The 17,855-nt window shown below is 64.1% G+C and carries 13 protein-coding genes; 8 read left to right on the forward strand and 5 right to left on the reverse strand.

Going from position 1 to position 17,855, the window contains the following annotated elements; all coding sequences use genetic code 11:
- Window positions 1-21: 21 nt before the first annotated feature.
- The gene (locus DXK32_RS19800; protein ID WP_114860073.1) at window positions 22-696 is read right to left on the reverse strand and encodes a zinc-ribbon domain-containing protein; all 675 of its coding nucleotides are present in this window, start codon (window positions 694-696) and stop codon (window positions 22-24) included.
- A gap of 219 nt (window positions 697-915) precedes the next feature.
- On the opposite strand from DXK32_RS19800, the gene ftsE reads away from it, so the two are divergent.
- The 7 genes from ftsE to tnpC all read left to right on the forward strand — a co-directional run bounded on the left by ftsE (window position 916) and on the right by tnpC (window position 8,938).
- Window positions 916-1,596, forward strand: coding sequence for a cell division ATP-binding protein FtsE (ftsE, locus tag DXK32_RS19805; protein WP_109070314.1), 681 nt, complete (start codon window positions 916-918; stop codon window positions 1,594-1,596).
- 22 nt (window positions 1,597-1,618) lie between these two features.
- On the forward strand, window positions 1,619-2,521 hold the full coding sequence (locus tag DXK32_RS19810; protein ID WP_114860074.1) for a cell division protein FtsX: 903 nt from the start codon (window positions 1,619-1,621) through the stop codon (window positions 2,519-2,521).
- A 35-nt stretch (window positions 2,522-2,556) separates the two neighbouring features.
- Window positions 2,557-3,192, forward strand: a complete 636-nt coding sequence (locus DXK32_RS19815) for a YdcF family protein (protein ID WP_114860075.1) — start codon at window positions 2,557-2,559, stop codon at window positions 3,190-3,192.
- Between the two features lie 13 nt (window positions 3,193-3,205).
- A complete protein-coding gene (locus tag DXK32_RS19820; RefSeq protein WP_114860076.1) occupies window positions 3,206-3,988 on the forward strand; it encodes a lysophospholipid acyltransferase family protein in 783 nt (260 codons plus the stop codon).
- Complete coding sequence (locus DXK32_RS19825; protein WP_114860077.1) at window positions 3,988-4,965, forward strand: alpha/beta hydrolase family protein; 978 nt, start codon at window positions 3,988-3,990, stop codon at window positions 4,963-4,965. The genes DXK32_RS19820 and DXK32_RS19825 overlap by 1 nt, the downstream gene beginning before the upstream one ends.
- Before the next feature lie 118 nt (window positions 4,966-5,083).
- Window positions 5,084-7,357: an adenosylcobalamin-dependent ribonucleoside-diphosphate reductase gene (locus tag DXK32_RS19830; RefSeq protein WP_114860078.1), complete on the forward strand. Its 2,274-nt coding sequence runs from the start codon at window positions 5,084-5,086 to the stop codon at window positions 7,355-7,357.
- 234 nt (window positions 7,358-7,591) lie between these two features.
- Entirely contained in the window at window positions 7,592-8,938 is a 1,347-nt protein-coding gene (tnpC, locus tag DXK32_RS19835; RefSeq protein ID WP_114860079.1) for an IS66 family transposase, read from the forward strand.
- On the opposite strand, the gene DXK32_RS19840 is transcribed toward tnpC, so the two are convergent.
- From DXK32_RS19840 to DXK32_RS19855, 4 genes are read right to left on the reverse strand one after another with little or no spacing between them, the layout of a single operon-like run.
- The gene (locus DXK32_RS19840) at window positions 8,881-11,280 is read right to left on the reverse strand and encodes a TniQ family protein (protein WP_162801263.1); all 2,400 of its coding nucleotides are present in this window, start codon (window positions 11,278-11,280) and stop codon (window positions 8,881-8,883) included. The two genes, tnpC and DXK32_RS19840, sit on opposite strands and share 58 nt — an antisense overlap.
- Window positions 11,281-11,296: 16 nt before the next feature.
- The gene (locus tag DXK32_RS19845; protein WP_114860081.1) at window positions 11,297-12,313 is read right to left on the reverse strand and encodes a TniB family NTP-binding protein; all 1,017 of its coding nucleotides are present in this window, start codon (window positions 12,311-12,313) and stop codon (window positions 11,297-11,299) included.
- Complete coding sequence (locus DXK32_RS19850) at window positions 12,300-14,339, reverse strand: Mu transposase C-terminal domain-containing protein (RefSeq protein WP_114860082.1); 2,040 nt, start codon at window positions 14,337-14,339, stop codon at window positions 12,300-12,302. The genes DXK32_RS19845 and DXK32_RS19850 overlap by 14 nt, the downstream gene beginning before the upstream one ends.
- Window position 14,340: 1 nt before the next feature.
- Window positions 14,341-15,042 (reverse strand): TnsA endonuclease N-terminal domain-containing protein, encoded by a 702-nt coding sequence (locus tag DXK32_RS19855; protein WP_114860083.1) that lies wholly within the window; start codon window positions 15,040-15,042, stop codon window positions 14,341-14,343.
- A 685-nt stretch (window positions 15,043-15,727) separates the two neighbouring features.
- On the opposite strand from DXK32_RS19855, the gene qatA reads away from it, so the two are divergent.
- On the forward strand, window positions 15,728-17,704 hold the full coding sequence (qatA, locus tag DXK32_RS19860) for a Qat anti-phage system ATPase QatA (RefSeq protein WP_114860084.1): 1,977 nt from the start codon (window positions 15,728-15,730) through the stop codon (window positions 17,702-17,704).
- The last annotated feature ends 151 nt before the right edge of the window (window positions 17,705-17,855 follow it).

Raw genomic sequence — 17,855 nt, forward strand, 5'->3', positions numbered from 1 at the left:
GAACTGCACCCGGCGCCCGCCTCAGCGACCGCCGTCGAAGGTGATCATGACCTCCAGCACCCCGGCGGCGTCCGCCTGGACATCGCGGAAGGTGGCGATCTCACCGGGAAGGATCTGCGGCGGCACCGGCGTGACGGTCCAGTTCCGCAACGGCTGGCGGTCGGCGCCCAGCGCGGTGACCCGCAGCGCCGGCACCGTGCGCAGCGTCTCGGAGACGTTGACGATCTGCCCCTCCACCAGCAAAGCGGCCTTGCCGTCCTCGGTCTTCTGTTCCGAGCGGACGTTCTGAAGCTGGAGGCCGGTGCCCGGCGGCTCCACCGGCAGGCCGACCGTCTCGTAGAACAGGGCGGCCGGAGGCCACAGCCGCACCACGGTCGAACGCCCAAAATAACCGGCGGCACCGATGGCCAGCAGGACCGCCGCGAAGGCTCCCCAGCCGACCAGCGCCCGGCGCCGCGCGCCGGGGTCCGCCGCAGGCTTGGCAGCCGCCTTCGCCTTGGAGGACGGCGTCTTCGTGGAGGGTGGCGGGACCGGGTGGAACTCGGTCACCGCGTCGGGGTGGAAGACGGAATCGTCCTCCGGCGCCTGCCACCACATGTGGCCGCATTGGGCGCAACGCACCTTCCGGCCCTGCGGACCGACCGCCGAATCGGCAAGAGTGTACCGTGTGTCGCAGGCCGGGCAGGTGATGATCATAGATGCCGATCGTTGTCACCGAATTTGCAGACTGTCCTTATAGGTAGTCATGGGGTGTGAAGCAAGGAACGCACGGGCGCGGCGCGTGGCCGCCCCGTTCAAGCCAATGGGTGCGGTGAGGCGGACAGCGGTGGACGCGCCGGCCCCTGCCGGTGCATTGTCCATCCGCGCACCCGGCGGGACGCCGCCGGGGCCTTCCGTTGCGCCTTTGGTGGGACCGTGATCCGTTTCGAGAATGTGGGACTGCGCTATGGCACCGGGCCGGAGGTGCTGCGCGACATCAGCTTCACCCTGCCGCCCGGCTCGTTCCACTTCATGACGGGGGCGAGCGGGGCCGGCAAGTCGTCGCTGCTCAAGCTGATGTATCTGGCGCTCCGCCCGTCGCGCGGGCTGGTCACCCTGTTCGGCAAGGACATGGCGCGGGTCAAGCGCGCCGACCTGCCGGCGCTGCGCCGCCAGATCGGCGTGGTGTTCCAGGACTTCGCCCTGCTCGACCATCTCTCGGCGCTGGACAACGTCGCCCTGCCGCTGCGCATGGGCGGCGCGCGCGAATCGGACGTGGTGGAGCACTGCACGGAAATCCTGCGCTGGGTGGGCTTGGGCAACCATCTGAATTCCCTGCCCTCCACCCTGTCGGGCGGGCAGCAGCAGCGCGTCGCCATCGCCCGCGCGGTCATCAACCGCCCGCGCCTGCTGCTGGCGGACGAGCCGACCGGCAACGTGGACGACGGCATCGGCATGCGCCTGCTCTACCTATTCGAGGAGCTTCACAAGCTGGGCACCACCGTGGTCATCGCCTCGCACAACGAGGCGCTGATCCGCCGCTTCGAACACCCGCGCCTGATGCTGGAGAACGGGCGCCTGCACGTCCTGCCGGCGCACGCCTCGCGCTGGGCGTGACGCGGAGGAAAGGAGACACGCCATGGCCCTGCCGCCGCTGACCCGCCGGAATTCCGACCTGCCGCTGGCCAAGGACCCGACCTCGCGGTTCCTCATGGGACTGACCGCGCTGATGGTCTATCTGGCGGCGCTGGCGCTGGCCGGGGCCCTGCTCGTCTCCGACATGACCCGGCGCTGGGACAGCGGTCTGGCCGGCGGGCTGACGGTGCAGATCATGCCACTGCCCGACAGCGCCCAGGCCGCCCCGCTGGAGGAGCGGACGGAGGCGGCGCTGACCGTCCTGCGCGCCACCCCCGGCATCGCGACCGCCAGCGTCCTGTCCAGCGGCGACGTCGGCCGGCTTCTGGAGCCGTGGCTGGGCAAGGAGGCCGCCGACCCGCTGCTGCCGATGCCGCGGCTGATCGACGTGATGACCAACGGGCCGGTGGACACGGCGGCGCTGTCCGCGCGCCTGACCTCCGCCGCCCCCGGCGCCACGCTGGACGACCACGCGGTGTGGCTGGCCGACCTGCGCCGCTTCGCCGGGGCGATGCATCTGGCGGCGCTGGGCATCGTGGCGCTGATCGGCGGGGCCGGCGTGATGGCGGTGGTCTTCGCCGTGCGCTCCGGCCTGGCCATCCACCGCCATGTGGTGGAGCTGCTGCACCTGATGGGGGCCACCGACCGTTATGTGGCGCGGCAGTTCGAATCGCACGTCATCGGCCTGACCCTGCGCGGCGGCATGACCGGGCTGCTGCTGGCCGCCGGCACGCTGGGCGGGATCGGCCACGCCGCCGCCGGGCTCCACGCCAGCCTGCTGCCCGACCTCGCCACCTCGCCCTGGTGGGCGGTCGCCGCGCTGGCCGCCGTGCCGCTGGCCGCCTGCCTGCTGGCCGCGCTGACCGCGCGCTGGACGGTGCTGCGCACGCTGGAGTCGATGCCGTGACCGCCCGCCCGCTCCGTCCGTCCGGAGGCTGAGGGATGGCCCACTCGCGGCGCGCCCGGGTCCTGCGGGCTTTGCGACGGCTTCTGCTGCTGGCGATGCTGGGCGGGCTGGCGTGGCTCGGCGGGCTGTTCTGGTTCGCCGCGTCGATTCCCCGCACCCCGCCGCCGCCCGGCAGCGCCGAGGCCACCCGCAGCACCGACGCCATCGTCGTGCTGACCGGCGGCAGCGGCCGGCTGAGCACCGGGCTGGAACTGCTGGCCGACGGGCGGGCGCACCGGCTGTTCGTCTCCGGTGTCTACGAGGGGCTGGAGGTGCAGGAGCTGCTGAAGCGCTCCCGTCAGTTCCCCGGCGAGATGGAATGCTGCATCACGCTCGGCTATTCGGCGGACAGCACGATCGGCAACGCCTACGAGACGGCGGACTGGCTGCGCGCCCAGGGCTACGGCTCGATGCGGCTGGTCACCGCCAATTACCACATGATGCGCAGCCTGCTGGAGTTCCGCATGGTGATCCCGGAGGTCGAGGTGGTGCCCCACCCCGTCGCCTCCCCCAACGTGCATCTCAACGACTGGTGGCTGTGGCCGGGCACGGCTAGTCTGCTGATGACCGAATACAACAAATACCTTGTGACGCGCCTTCGCTACACGCTTGAGAAGCTGATCGAATCCTGACAAGTTCCCGGCCATGATCTTCCTGCGTTCCCTCGCCTTCAACGTCGCCTTCTACGTGTGGACGGCGGTCATCTGCGTCGGCATCCTGTGGTCGCTGCTGCTGCCGCGACGCAGCATGATCCGCGTGATCACGTGGTATTTCGGCACCGTCTCGTGGCTGGAGCGCACGCTCGTCGGCATCCGTTACGAGGTGCGCGGGCGGGAGCACGTCCCCAAGAGCGGGTCCTTCCTCCTGGCCGCCAAGCACCAGTCGGCCTGGGAGACGATGAAGCTGCACTTCCTCGTCAACGACCCGGCGATCATCCTGAAGCGCGAGCTCCTGTGGATTCCCATCTGGGGCTGGTACGCCGCCCGGTCCCGGATGATCGCCGTCGACCGCGGCGCCAAGGGCCGCGCCGTCGCGTCCATGGTCCGCAACGCCCGCCCGGTGCGGGACGAGGGGCGGCCCATCGTGATCTTCCCGCAGGGCACGCGGGTCGCCGTCGGCGCCTACCGCCCCTACCGGATCGGCGTCGGCGTGCTCTACGACCATCTCAAGATCCCCATCGTGCCGATGGCGCTGAACGCCGGCCTCTACTGGGCGCGCAACAGCTTCATCAAGCGGCCGGGCACCATCATCGTGGAGTTCCTGCCCCCCATCCCAGCAGGCCTGGGCCGCGCCAAGGCCATGCAGGAGCTGGAGGAGCGGCTGGAGGCGGCCACCGACCGGCTGGTCGTCGCCGCCGGCGGGCCGGCGACCGTGCGGCCGAAGGCGGCGGAACCGGCCGCCGCCGCGGTGAGCGAAACCGCCTCCTGATGCGCCGGGGCGCGGCCTTCGCCATCCTCGCCGGGCTCGCCCTGGCGATTTCGATGGCGACGGACGCGCGAGCCCAGTCGCAGCCGAGCGGGGAACGCTTCTCCAACGCCGCGGTGACCGGGGGCGTCACCATCACCCGCAAGGACTGCGCCGTGCTGGAGGCCCAGCACACCGCCGCCTGGGTCGAGGTGGACGGGCGCGGGGAGTGCCTGCGCTACTACGCGGCGGGCCTGCGCCCCGGCCCCAACCCCATCGCCGCAGCCTGGATGCACGGCGACATCATGGGAACCAAGCCGACCTCCGTCGGCCACCAGGAGGGGCTGGGCGTCGCCGCCATGATCGACCAGGAACGCGCCCTGGCGGAGCGGTTCGGCATCCCCTTCCTGTTCCTCGCCCGGCCCGGCGCCTATGGCAGTTCCGGCCGCTTCTGGACGACGCGCCACACGCCGCGCGAGGCGGCCCTGATGAACGCACTGCTCGACGTCCTGAAGACCCGCTACGGGGTGACGGCATGGGCTCTGGGCGGGCACAGCGCCGGCGGCACGCTGACCGCGGAGTTCCTGGCCCGCCGCCACGATCTGCGTTGCGCGGTGATCTCCTCCGGCGCGCCGGCCTACCGCGCCTATCTGGAGGCGCGCGGGCTGCGGACACTGCTGGCCCGCCCGCAGGGCTGGTTCGATCCCGCCGCCTCGCTCGACCGCATCCCGCGCGATCCTGAACGCCGCGTCTTCGTCATCGGCGACCCGCGCGAGACCAACATCCCGTTCCACACCCAGCGCGGCTATTTCGACGCCCTGACGGCGCGCGGGCACGCGGCCTGGCTGGTGCCGCTGGAGCGGGCGCCCGCCCCGCGCCATCACAGCCTCGTGGACTTCGGCGAGACCGCGCTCGGCCTGTGCGGGGCCGGTGCCGACAGCGGCCGGATCGTGGCGACGCTCAAGGCCATGCCGGACCAGCGGGAGCGGATCAGCAACTGACGGCCGGAACGCAAGAGGAACGGTCGGGTTGACCACTGGAAGAGCGCCCCCTACTCTTCGGACACCGCTGTCGGCGGACCGGCGCCATGGACCGGCCGCCCGCGCAAGGGGAGGACGCATGACGGGGATCGCCACCATTTCCCAGCGGATCTGGGACATGAAGTACCGCTTCAAGTCCGCCGCCGGCGACCCCATCGACGAAACCATCGCCGATACCTGGCGCCGCGTCGCCACGGCGCTCGCCGCGCCCGAGGCCGATCCTCAGGTCTGGGCGCCGCGCTTCGAACGGGCGCTGTCCCGCTTCGAATTCCTGCCCGCCGGGCGCATCCTGGCCGGGGCCGGCACCGGGCGGACGGTGACGCTGTTCAACTGCTTCGTCATGGGACGGATCGAGGACGATCTCGGCGCCATCTTCGCCCATCTGCGCGAAGCGGCGCTGACCATGCAGCAGGGCGGCGGCATCGGCTACGACTTCTCCACCCTGCGGCCCAAGGGAGCCCTCGTGAAGGGCGTGGGCGCCGACGCCTCCGGCCCGCTGTCCTTCATGGACGTGTGGGACAGCATGTGCCGCACCATCATGTCGGCGGGCGCCCGGCGCGGCGCGATGATGGCGACCCTGCGCTGCGACCACCCCGACATCGAGGATTTCATCGACTCCAAGCGCGAGCCGGGGCGGCTGCGCATGTTCAACCTGTCGGTCCTGGTCACCGACGCCTTCATGGACGCCGTGCGCGAGGACCGACCCTGGCCGCTGGTCTTCGACGGGCAGGTCCATCGCGAGGTGCGCGCCCGCGGCCTGTGGGACCGCATCATGCAGGCCACTTACGCCTACGCGGAGCCGGGCGTCATCTTCATCGACCGGGTGAACGGGCAGAACAACCTGAATTATTGCGAATCCATCTCCGCGACCAACCCATGCGGAGAGCAGCCGCTGCCCCCCTATGGGGCCTGCCTGCTCGGCTCGATCAACCTCGCCGCCCTGGTGATCGACCCGTTCGAGGAGACGGCCCGGCTCGACACCGACCGGCTGACGGAGCTGACCGCGCTCGCCGTGCGGATGATGGACAATGTGGTCGACGCCTCGCGCTTCCCGCTGGAGGCGCAGGCGCGGGAGGCCCACGCCAAGCGCCGCATCGGGCTGGGCGTCACCGGGCTGGCCGACGCGCTGATCCTCTGCCGCACGCGCTACGGCGGCGAGGCGGCGGTGGCGCTGACCGAGTCCTGGCTGAGCACCATCCGCAACGAGGCCTACCGCGCCTCCGCCCGGCTGGCCGCGGAGAAGGGCGCCTTCCCGCTCTACGACCGTGACGCCTATCCGAACGCCCCGATGGTACGCGGCCTGGACGAGGACGTGCGCGCCCTGATCGCGGAGCATGGCATCCGCAACGCCCTTCTGACCTCCATCGCACCGACCGGAACGATCTCGCTGTTCGCCGACAACGTGTCGTCGGGGATCGAGCCGGTCTTCTCCTACAGCTACGAGCGCGCCGTTCTGATGCCCGACGGCACCCGCCGGACGGAGGAGGTGAGCGACCACGCCCACCGCCTGTTCCGCGCGCGCTTCGGGGCCGACGCCCCCTTGCCCGATTACTTCGTGGACGCGCAGTCCCTGACCCCGGCGGAGCATGTGGTGATGCAGGCGGCCGCCCAGCGGCATGTGGACAGCTCCATCTCCAAGACCATCAACTGCCCGGAGGACCTGCCCTTCGACGCCTTCAAGGACGTCTACTGGCAGGCCTACGAGCTGGGCTGCAAGGGCTGCACCACCTACCGTCCGAACGCGGTCACCGGCTCCGTCCTGTCGGTGAAGAAGGAGGCAACGGCGTCGCCTCCCCCTCCGATCGCCAAGCCGCCCGATCGTCCGGAAACCCTGCCCGGCGAAACCTACAAAGTGCGCTGGCCGGACAGCGACCACGCCATGTACATCACGATCAACGACATCGTGGAGGACGGCCGCCGCCGGCCCTTCGAGGTCTTCATCAACTCCAAGAACATGGAGCATTACGCCTGGACCGTGGCGCTGACGCGGATGATCTCCGCGGTGTTCCGGCGCGGCGGCGAGGTCGGCTTCGTGGTGGAGGAGTTGAAGGCGGTCTTCGACCCGCGCGGCGGTGCCTGGATGCAGGGCCGCTACGTCCCGTCCCTTCTGGCGGCCATCGGTGACGTGATCGAACGGCACCTGAAGGCCATCGGCATGCTGCCCAACAACGGGCTGCTCAACGGGGCATTGACCGCGCCGCCCTCCGCCGCCGACGCCCCCGTTTCAACGCCGGTGGTCATCGGGGCCGAGCCGGCCAATCTCCGGCAATGCCCGAAATGCGGCCAGCCCGGTCTGATCCGTCAGGAGGGCTGCGACAGCTGCCTCAATTGCGGCTATTCCAAATGCGCCTGAGGGCGGTCAGCAGCGCGACGGCTCGCCGTCTGTCGGTTTGCGCATAAACTGCGAATGACGCCCCATAAGCTGAGAATCGCCACTCCATAAGCTGAGAATTCGGTAAGTGAAACGAAAGGGGCCGAATGGCCCCTTTCAGACTCCGCATGGAGATCAGTGGCCGCTAAGGCGTAATTGCTCACGAGGCTGGCGAAAAGGGTTGCGCCACCTCGTTGAATATGAGTCAACGTCGGGATGGGAAAGCTCCCGCGCCACCGCCTGAGTGATGCCGAGAAGGATGCCCTGCTTGTGGAGCAGGCGGCTTTGATCGAGCGCTTGGCGGCGCGGATCTCGGAACTCGAGGCGCTGGTCGGCAAACCGCGCAAGACGTCGTCGAATTCCCACACGCCGCCGTCGCAGGACGGCCCCGGCCGCCCTGGCTCGAAGTCGGCGGCCAAGCGTCGGCGCAAGCCGCGGCCATCGCGTCCCGGCGTGTCGCGCCCGCTGGGCGAGGAGCCGGACAAGACGGAGCGGCGTCTGGCCGAGAGTTGTCCTCATTGCGGGACGGCGGTATCGGCGATGCCCCAGCGCTGCCGGCACCGCTACGATCACATCGACCTTCCGGTCATCCGCCCGGTGGTGACACGGGTGGAACTGTTCGGCGGTCGCTGTGGCGACTGCAGACGTCGCTATCGGGCAGAGCCTCCGGCTTTGATGCCGCCGGGCACACCGTTTGGGCCGGGGATCCGCTCGTTGCTGGCCTATCTTCACCACAGCCATCACGTCGGCTTCGAGCGTCTGTCGCGGATGCTGAAAGAGGTGTTCGGGCTGACCATCTCCGAAGGCGCCATCGCCAACAGCTTCCGGCGGATGGGGGCGGCGTTCGACACGGCCCGCGCGGCGATCAAGGCCAAGCTGTTGACCGCGCCGGTCATCGCGTCCGACGAAACCACCACGCGGGTGAACGGCGTCACCCAGTGGCAGTGGGTCTTCCATTCCGACAAGGCTGTGCTGCACGACATCGTCCCCAGCCGGGCCCGGAGCGTCGCGGCGCAGGTTCTCGGTGACCATCGGCCCGAGGTCTGGGTGTCGGACCGCTACGCCGGACAGCAGGAACTGGGGAACGCCCACCAAGTCTGCCTCGCCCACGTCCTGCGCGACGTCCAGTACGCCATCGACTGCGGCGACACCGTCGTCGCCCCCAAAGTCCGCGACCATCTGCGCTGGGCCATCCGCATCGGCAAGCGGCGCCCCACCTTGAAGGACAGCACGCTGGCTGCCTACGCCGCCAGGGCCGACCGCGGCCTCGATGCCCTGCTCGGCGTTCCCGCCGGGCGTGACCTGCAACGCCAGATCAAGGCATGGCGCGGCAAGTTCTTCGTCTTCCTCGCCGATCGCCGTGTCCCGCCAACCAACAACGGCAGCGAGCGGGAAATCCGACCCTCCGTCATCTTCCGCAAGGTCACCAACGGCTTCCGATCAACCTGGGGGCCGGGCATCCATGCCGGCTATCGATCCGTCACCGGAACCGCTCGCTTGCAAGGTCAGTCCGCCTGGAACGCCATCCGCGCCCTCGTCGACGGCACCTTCGCTGTCGCCTGAACGCCAGCGTTGCCAGCCCCGTGAGCAATTACGCTAAGGCTTCCCCCCCCCTCGTTCCGGGCAAAATCCTCCAAAGTGGTTGCTACGGCCGGGTTGGAATAGAATAGGTTTCGCCGAAACCCGCAGGCGGCAGCGATGGCACGTTTATTGGGTTTCCCCCCAGGCATTCGCGGCAACAAAGTACCCTGACGCCTAATCTCGGCGAGGTAGCGGTTGAGAGCCATCAGGTCGTCACGTTTTTCGATTGAGGCACGGGAGCGGTCTTCAACATCAAAAGATTCGAGCAGTGCTATGCATTCTTTTTTGTAAAGGAAACTGCGGTCGATCTCAGCGGCCTTCGCTATCGCAATCTTATTCGGAAGCCTGCCTCGACGCGGCAATAAGGCCCCTGCGTTTCGAAGATTGTCAAAATAACTTTTGAGACGCTCCCGCGAATTGTCCCGCTTGGGTGCTTTCGCCTGACGAGCTACTTTCACCTGACGAGCTAGGATGTATAGCTCTATGCTGCCCTCATTTTCCCGCCGAATAAAGAGTTGCTTGCTGCGGCCGCCAGTTCGCTCTGCAGCGATCATCTTGATGTCAGCTGCCGTGCACAGCCCGAGCACGCGTCTGATCCCCACGCCATGGCGCTTGGCCAGCTCATTGGCTGATATGTATCTCTCGCGGAAGGCTGCGCAGGATGCTGCGGTGACGCGCAAATTGGCGATGCCGGGCAAGGCTTCCAATAGCCCCTGATGGACGAGCGACGCAACCACGGAGATGTCGCACCGCAACAGATCTGCCACTTCTATCGCTGAGCGAGCCGATTTGAAGATCGTGCTCCGACTATCCAATTGAAATTTCCGGACCTGTTCGAAGTCGAGGAGTATTCCGCCCATTCGATCCCCACTTCGTCCCAAACAGCGAATGTCACCTTGGAGGAAAGCCACCACAACGTCCCGTTTCGCTTGGTGTGACAGAAAGCGAAGGGTTTTCAAGGCGGTCCCCAGGGCGATGGAGGACGCAGGACTATTCAAACTGGCGTTTGTCGGGCCGTTTCTATCCGCGACCGCCATGCATCGGTCATTGAACGACCGCACGTCAGCTTCGTGGAACGATTTAAGGAACGTCCCGATATGGCGGACCTCGAAATGGCCAGACTCTCTCAGTGCTTTCAGAACACTGACCGGAATTTCGAGGTAGGCCGCAGCCTCTCGATTGCCAAATGACCGCCCATCCGACCGGCGTGGGATCGATACGGGGCCAGCCATCCCAACGTACCGCCTCGTCGCATGGTCGATTTCGGCCATCGGCACCAAGCCCATACGGGCCCACCGCTTGGCTGTCGATGGCATGATGCCCAAATCTGTAGCCAAATGGCTGATCGACTGATAACGCCGACCTTCCGTTGATATGCCGCGGAGAAGCCTGCTGTCGACATACCCGTCGGTCCATTCGTCCACGCCGAATTCGACGAATGCCTTCCGAAGGAACTCCACCTCCTGCGACGGTAGGCCGCGTTTGAAAAGTCCGTCGTAAAGACTGCCAAACGCTTTGCGGAAGTTGAGCGAGGAGTCTTGGTTCCGCTGGGTGGCCGCAGCACCAGTTTCCCTAAGGAGGGAACGAAAGCCCTCTGGCCACCGGCTTAACGCGCTGGCTGCGTGCTCCGCCACCAGTTCGAGAGCGTTGACGACCATCCCGTGGTTTTCCATCCTCTGCGCGCCGAGGCCGGCGACGACCGACAACAGTGTGCGCAAAGACATGGCCGCCAGGTCCGGCATTGGCAGCCCGCAAGCGCTCACGGACGGACATTCCTGCTTCAACGCCTTCGCCGCCAACACGGCCTGCAGTTCGAGTACGTGATCCTCCACCGACTCAGTCGGGAAATCCCGCAAATCGGCACCACAGCGGCATCCGAGCAACTTGGGACGATACAAGTTTAGGGGCTTGCCACATTCAAGGCACCGGAACACGGCTGACCTGCGATGCTTGGGACAGGCGATCATAAATCGCAAATCCCAGTTGGCGCTAATGTAGCCCAATTCTTCGACACAGTCGGGACAGACCCGCGGCTTGGCGCCGGCCAGGTGCTCTCGACTAATATCCCGCCCAAGGAGGAAACCCTTAGCCGATTGTGCGCTGGATTTGGTGTATGAGAGAGGGCGAAGCTGCCCTGGATTGAAATTCAGTATTTTTTCGACGCGGTCAATTTCAAGCTTCCACCCGCCGCGCCATCGGCTCGATACGCCAGCGATACTGAAGATATCGGCCATAGATTCGTAGCCGTTGGCTTCAGCCACGCGGATCATGAAGCCAGACAGGCTTTCATCGGGATAGGGGAGAGGTGTCCTCACCAACAGCACCGAGTACCCTCCTCGTTTATTGCGCGGACAGAATCTGGCTCGTTTTCCATTTCTTGCGGGTAGCCACCTTCCGCTTGGGAGCAGGCTCCTCAGCTTTGACGCCCACCTGTGCCGCCATGGACAACGACAGCTCGTTTAGTGCCACGGACGCACTCAGGTCAAATGGCCGAATGCCGACGATGCCGTCGGTCGCCCAGACCGACCGCTGGTGGGCATCCGCGAGATCAGCCACCGTGATCACCTTGCGACCCTCATCAAGGGCATCCCAAACGGCTTGCCGTAACATCTTCACGACGTAACCGATGAGCCCGCCAGTGCCGCAGTAAAAGCGGAATGCCATGCCTTCGCTATCCAGTTCCGGAAGGTCGAAATGACGGGACATGGACTCGTGGAAGGCGGCAAGAATCGCTTCGAACTCCTCGCGGTGGTCATCGTTGTTCCAATCGAACCGGGGCATGCTGATGGGCGCCAGAAACCGTCCGGCGAGTTGTTCATTCTGATCGAGCACTGCGCGGCACGTCGGAATTCCCGAGACCACGAGCGCGATCCTGGCCTCATCGACGACGATCTTCAACCAATCGGCGACATGGTGCATCACCTTATGGGAAACCTTGTCGTAGAAATGTTGGAACTCATCGACCATCAGCATCCTGGTCGAAGCGCCGCGCATGAGTTCCAACAGCCTGGTCGTTTTCCGGTTTTCCGTGCCATTGGAAGACCGTGGATCGCCCATATCGTGGAGCATCATCTCCACGAGCCCTTTCACCGTCGGCTTCGATGGAGCCTTCACCCGAACGATGGGGATGACCATGCCTTCCAGCGTGCGGTGACGTGGATGCTTTACATAGCACTCTTCGAGAGCTCGTGATTTGCCCGTTCTCGACTCTCCGAGCAATGCCAGACAAACCGGTTCACTGCAGCCCTGAGCATATTCGAAGCACTGATTCAGGCTTTTGATCGCACTGTTGAATGCTGTATGGGGGACGAGAGTGTTTTCAATTACCCTGCGTGGGTCATCACTAATTTTTATCATCGGCAAAATCCATGGACATAGCGGCGCTCCGGTCACGGATAACCGGCGCAAACCGCTTCTTGGCCTTTGAAGGCGATTTAAGTGCAGGCGTCTCCGCAGAAGGGTGTTCCGGCGAACGCTCCGAAGTCGGAAAGGGAGCCGCTTCCGGTGCCTCGTCTGGCGTAGCTGCTGATGGAGCCTGCTTTGCCAAAGAGGGGCTCGTCTTGGGTAATTGGACGGTCTCCACACTCTGATAGCGGGCAAGCCGCTTGGCAGACTTTCGTCGCTTATGGGCAAATTCCTCGTCGATGATACGTGCGATGGTCTCCTTGGCTTTCAGCCAAGCCATAGGATTGCTCTTTCCGAGATGGTTCGCCGCGAACCGCTTGCACACTTTGTGCTGCCAGCGTGACAAACCATCCGCGTATTCGAACGAGAGGCAACGGACCTCGAACATCCGCATCTTGTCAGGCGCCAGGACGATGATCTTACCAATGTCAGAATCATCAATCCGGATCTCTACATCGAGGCGGTCGCCGTGCCTCATGCGGAGACCGGTGAGCTCCGGGGAATTGTAGAATAGGCCATCCAGCTCAATGCCCCGGTGGCTGAGAACGCGCCCTTCGGCCCGGCCCAGAATGGCGTCGAGGCGTGCGGGGTCGTCGGGGACGAGAATGTCCTCCGGGCGAATGCTGGACGCCCACATGAGGGCCGGGGGGGCACCCAGTGTCCGGTGGGGTTTCTGATGGTAGTAATCCACTACCCAAATGCGAATCATCTCCTGAAGCACACTGAGACGAATCACTGCATGCTTGGACGGGTCATATTCATCTTTTTCAAAAATGTTGCTGAACGTAGTGCCCGGCGTGCCATGCGCTATTCCTCGGTTCATGGACCCGAGGAAACGCTCGATCTTCGCCTTGAACCAACCGGTCTTACGTGGCGCGTAATGGATCTCAATGCCGAGAGACCAACAGGCGGCCTCCAAGCTGTCGCTATGGAACTCTGCGCCATTGTCGACAACCAGTTCCCGCATCACCCCATGGGCATCCCAACTATGGCTCACCTTCGAATAGCGTTCCTGAAGCCAAGTCTTGGGCAGAAAGGCATCCCGCAGGCAACGTGCGACTGTAAGGTAGCTGGGTGGCTCAAAGCTTATGAAAATCCCCAGGATGCAACGAGAATAGTCATCAATGCATGCCGTCACGAATGGGCGACCCAACGGAAGCCCTGTTCTGTCGTCCAGGACCATCAAATCGAGAGGCGTATGATCGATTTCGGCCCGATCAAGCGGAGCAGTTGTGATGCGATGGCCTTGGACGGAGCGAAACTTTTGCATTGCGGCCGCACGACCATAGCGTCCGGCATATTTATCGAAAGCAGGGATAGCCTCGACCAGACGCGTCACCAAACGCCTTGTTGGGAGGGGCAGTCGCAAGGAAGTTGGGCGCAGGTCATTTTCCCGCTGCACCCGAATTGTAACTTCATCAAGAACATCCTGGATCGTTTTCCGTTCAAGCGAGAGGTATTTTTCCTCGATAACCCCATTGACCAAATCCAGAATCTCCTGTGAATAGCGGGATGTCCGGTTCCCTTTTTTCCCATCGTTTGGCACCAAGCTCATTATATCCCGGCCCGATGCAATAAAAGTCGCTCTCCATCTCATCACGGTGGAAAAGCTGGGGGACCTTACAGGTTGTCCGATTTTAGTCCAAAGTTGTTCGGCTATTGGAACAAAAAGCTCTTTCGAGGCAGGAAGATCGATCACGGCCATGACATAGGCGCGTCGCACCTTGGCAATCTCGAAGGCTTCTTTAGAAACATCCCGGTAGCTTTTTCCCGGAGCGTCTGGGATCATCTTTCCTGTCAGGAAGATCAGCTTTCCGCTTACATACTGTAAGCGAAGAAAATCGTCGGTAACCTCCTTGATGCGCCGGCTATTCTTCTCCTCAATCTGCCAAATAGCATCGGAAATCTTGCGGAGAAGGATGTGCACTGACCCATCGATAAATATTTCCGCACCGGCTCGGAAAGCTGAGGTCGCCATCTCATTGACTCACAGATAGAGCCCAGCGCAAGGGCGTATCATCCATGAGGGCATGCTTCATATCGAAGCCAATGGTACCCTCAAGCACTAGGCGGCAAATCTGCCGACGCCCGCGCTCCCCAAGCACGCCGCGCAGAACATCCCCCCAGGTCACCCGGCCGTTGCAAAACAGCATACGCACCCGCTCCCGCTCGACCGCAGTCAAGCCTTCGCGACCATACCTCAATAGGGTCAAAGCGTTCGCAAGCCGGGGGCCTTTTGCGAGGCAAACCCCTAACACGAGCCGATAGGTATAGCCATGGCGCGGCAGGGCGGCGCTCAACAGGCGCGTACGCTCGGCCGTTTCGTCATCTACCGCCGCGTGGTCCGCCTTGATCTCCCAGAACTCTCGTGCGGCACCCGTGTGCACCAGCAAATCTGGGTAATGACGCCTATTTTCGCCGCGAAAAGCGAATTTGAGTTCGACCGGTTGCTCTTGAAAGGACAATACGGCCGGATCTGCGTCGAGGATGCGAAAGGCGTTTAGCTCGTGAGGAGATTCCCACTGGAGCATTCGCTCCATCTTCCAACTTGGGTACTTGCCGGTCGGGCGTACGCGCGAGCGCGAAACGACTGTTCTAGCCCTGCATTGCCCATCTTCAGGAAAGCGGATGGCCAGAATCGGGTCATCGTTGATCGTCGGCCTGACTAAGCCTACCCCCATCTACGCCCCCACCATTGAATTCTGCGCAGCCCATGTTTTTCATAAACTTATATAGAAATATGAATCAAAAATAGTGAATTTTCTAGAAAATAGTTTCTTTTTAATCAGGTGTTATCCGCAAAATTACTCATAACGAATGTTGATTCAAAATATATATTACTAAAAATTACCGCATTTATTCTCCATTCCGCCTACCGACAGCCGTTTTTTGGCAAATCCTCACCCTATCAGCGGAACCCTCGGGCGAGTTCAAGGCAATTTTTGCTCCTTTTTCACGACACGGAGGTGAACTCGGGCCGCCCATGGGGACCCTAGTCTACACAGGATCGATGGTCTCGAACTTGGTGTCCCCTTTCACCACATCCACGCCAACGGCTTTTGACCAGATGCGGACCGTCGCTTACGACCGCTTTGCGCCAGAAGCAGACATTTGAGCTTTGCCGATCAGGGGATCATACATCCGCTCGGGAGGTATCTGAACCCGCTCATGACGCGTTCGAAGGAACAGGGCGTTCTCCGTTTGCTGTGCAGTAGCAGGAGAGAAGTTAGATCTTCCCCGGAGGTTGTATTTGAATTAGGTTGCATCCGCTGAAGGCGGTTCTTGAACGAAAAGTGTACAAGGCTGCTAAAGCGGGGCCCCCTTCATCCCGGTAAGGGAGCTTTTCGATCAGAACGGATTGAGCCGATGATCCTGACCGACAACGAAACCAAGGTCGACCTCCTCAACAACGAGGCGATCGCCACGACGATCATCAAGCTCCTGAGGGACCGGCCCGACCAACCGGTGACGATCGGCGTGCACGGCGACTGGGGCGCAGGCAAATCGAGCGTCCTGGAGATGATCGAAGCCGGTTTCGATACGGAACCGAAGGTTCTCTGCCTCAAGTTCAACGGATGGCGCTTCCAGGGCTTCGAAGACGCCAAGATCGCGCTGATCGAGGGAATCGTCACAGGGCTCATCGAGAAGCGACCGGCGCTGACCAGGGCCGGAGAAGCCGTGAAGGACGTCTTCCGCCGCATCGACTGGCTCAAGGTCGCCAAAAAGGCGGGAGGCTTGGCCTTCACCGCCTTCACCGGCATCCCGACCCCCGACCAGATCACCGCGATCATCGGCACGTTGGAGGGCATCCTGGCCGACCCGGCGACGCTCGCCACCAAGGACAATGTTCAGTCCGCCATCGACGACGTGAAGGGTCTCCTGAAGGAGAAGGACGGCGAAAGCGCGAATGTCCCCGAGGAGATCAATGCCTTTCGGAGAGCCTTCGACAGCCTCCTGGAAAAGGCGGGTGTCGAGCAGCTCGTCGTCCTCATCGACGACCTCGACCGTTGTCTCCCGGACACCGCCATCGAAACCCTGGAGGCGGTCCGTCTCTTCGTCTTCACGTCGCGGACCGCGTTCGTCGTTGCCGCCGATGAGGCGATGATCGAATACGCCGTGCGCAAGCATTTCCCCGATCTGCCGGATACGACGGGCCCCCAGACCTATGCGCGCAACTACCTTGAGAAACTGATCCAGGTCCCGTTCCGGATTCCCGCTCTGGGGGATACCGAAACCCGCATCTACGTGACCCTCCTGCTCATAGGCGCCGAACTCGGCGATGATGATCCGGCATTCAATGCCTTGATCGGCGTCGCCCGTGAGCGCCTGAAACGCCCCTGGACATCGGGCGCGCTGGACTCTGCTACGGTGAGGGCCACGCTCGGCGACAAGGCCTCCCGCGCGAACAATGCGCTGGCGCTGAGCGATCAGATCGGGCCGATCCTGGCCAGCGGCACCAAGGGCAACCCGCGCCAGATCAAACGCTTCCTTAACACCCTGGTCCTGCGCCAACGAACGGCCGAGGCACGCGGGTTCGGTGACGACGTGAAGCTCCCGGTCCTGGCGAAGCTGATGCTTGCCGAACGCTTCATCCCGCGGTTGTTCGACCAGATCGCCGCCGCTGCGGCCGCAGCACCCGACGGCAAATGCCCCGACCTGGCCGCTCTGGAAGCCGCCGCGACCGCCAAAGAGGACGACAAGCCGAAGGCCAAGCCCGCCAGATCAGCCGGCAAGGACGGCGATGCGGCGAAGGCTGCCCCCAAACTCGAAGCCGTAATAACGACCGAGAGCGCGCTGCTCGGCGAGTGGCTCTCCTCCCCGGCGATCAGGGCGTGGGCGGCGGTCCCGACGATGATCGGCAGCGACGATCTCCGTCCCTATCTGTTCGTGGCAAAGGACCGGAAGGACTATTTCGGTGCGGCGTCGGTGCTCGGGCATCTGGCCGCCGTCGTTGAGCAACTCTTCGGAGGCAAGTTCGCCGTCCAGGGACTCGAGGCCGATCTCAAGCGGCTCGCCCCACCGGAAGCGGCGCAGGTCTTCGAAGCGGTGCGCGGCCGCATCGTCGGTGCCGACGCCTTTGACACCGAACCGCCCGGTGCGGCCGGGCTCGCCGTCCTCATCAAGGCGCATCCCGCCCTTCAAGGCGCGCTCATTGACTTCCTCGACGCACTGCCTCGAGACCGGCTGGGCCCATGGGTTTGCGGCGGCTGGGAAGGCGTCATCAAGGACGCCGAAGCCGTCCAACGCTTCGACCGCCTGCTGCAGACATGGGGCAAGGACGGCGGCCTTATGCTGAAAGTTGCGGCCAACGGCGTACTGCGCACCCGCCAGGGAGCTCGGTGATGGGCACCTCCAGCGCGTTCGGTGGTCAGGGCGGCGGCACGCCCCTCGTTCCAAGCTGGCTCGGCGATGATGGCGCGCCGCCGGTCGCCCCGGACGGCGCACCACCCGATCCGGGTCTGCCGCCAGACGGCCCCCCGCCCGATGCTCCGCC

Origin of the sequence: Azospirillum brasilense (assembly GCF_003349955.1) — a bacterium.
GTDB lineage: Bacteria > Pseudomonadota > Alphaproteobacteria > Azospirillales > Azospirillaceae > Azospirillum > Azospirillum brasilense_B.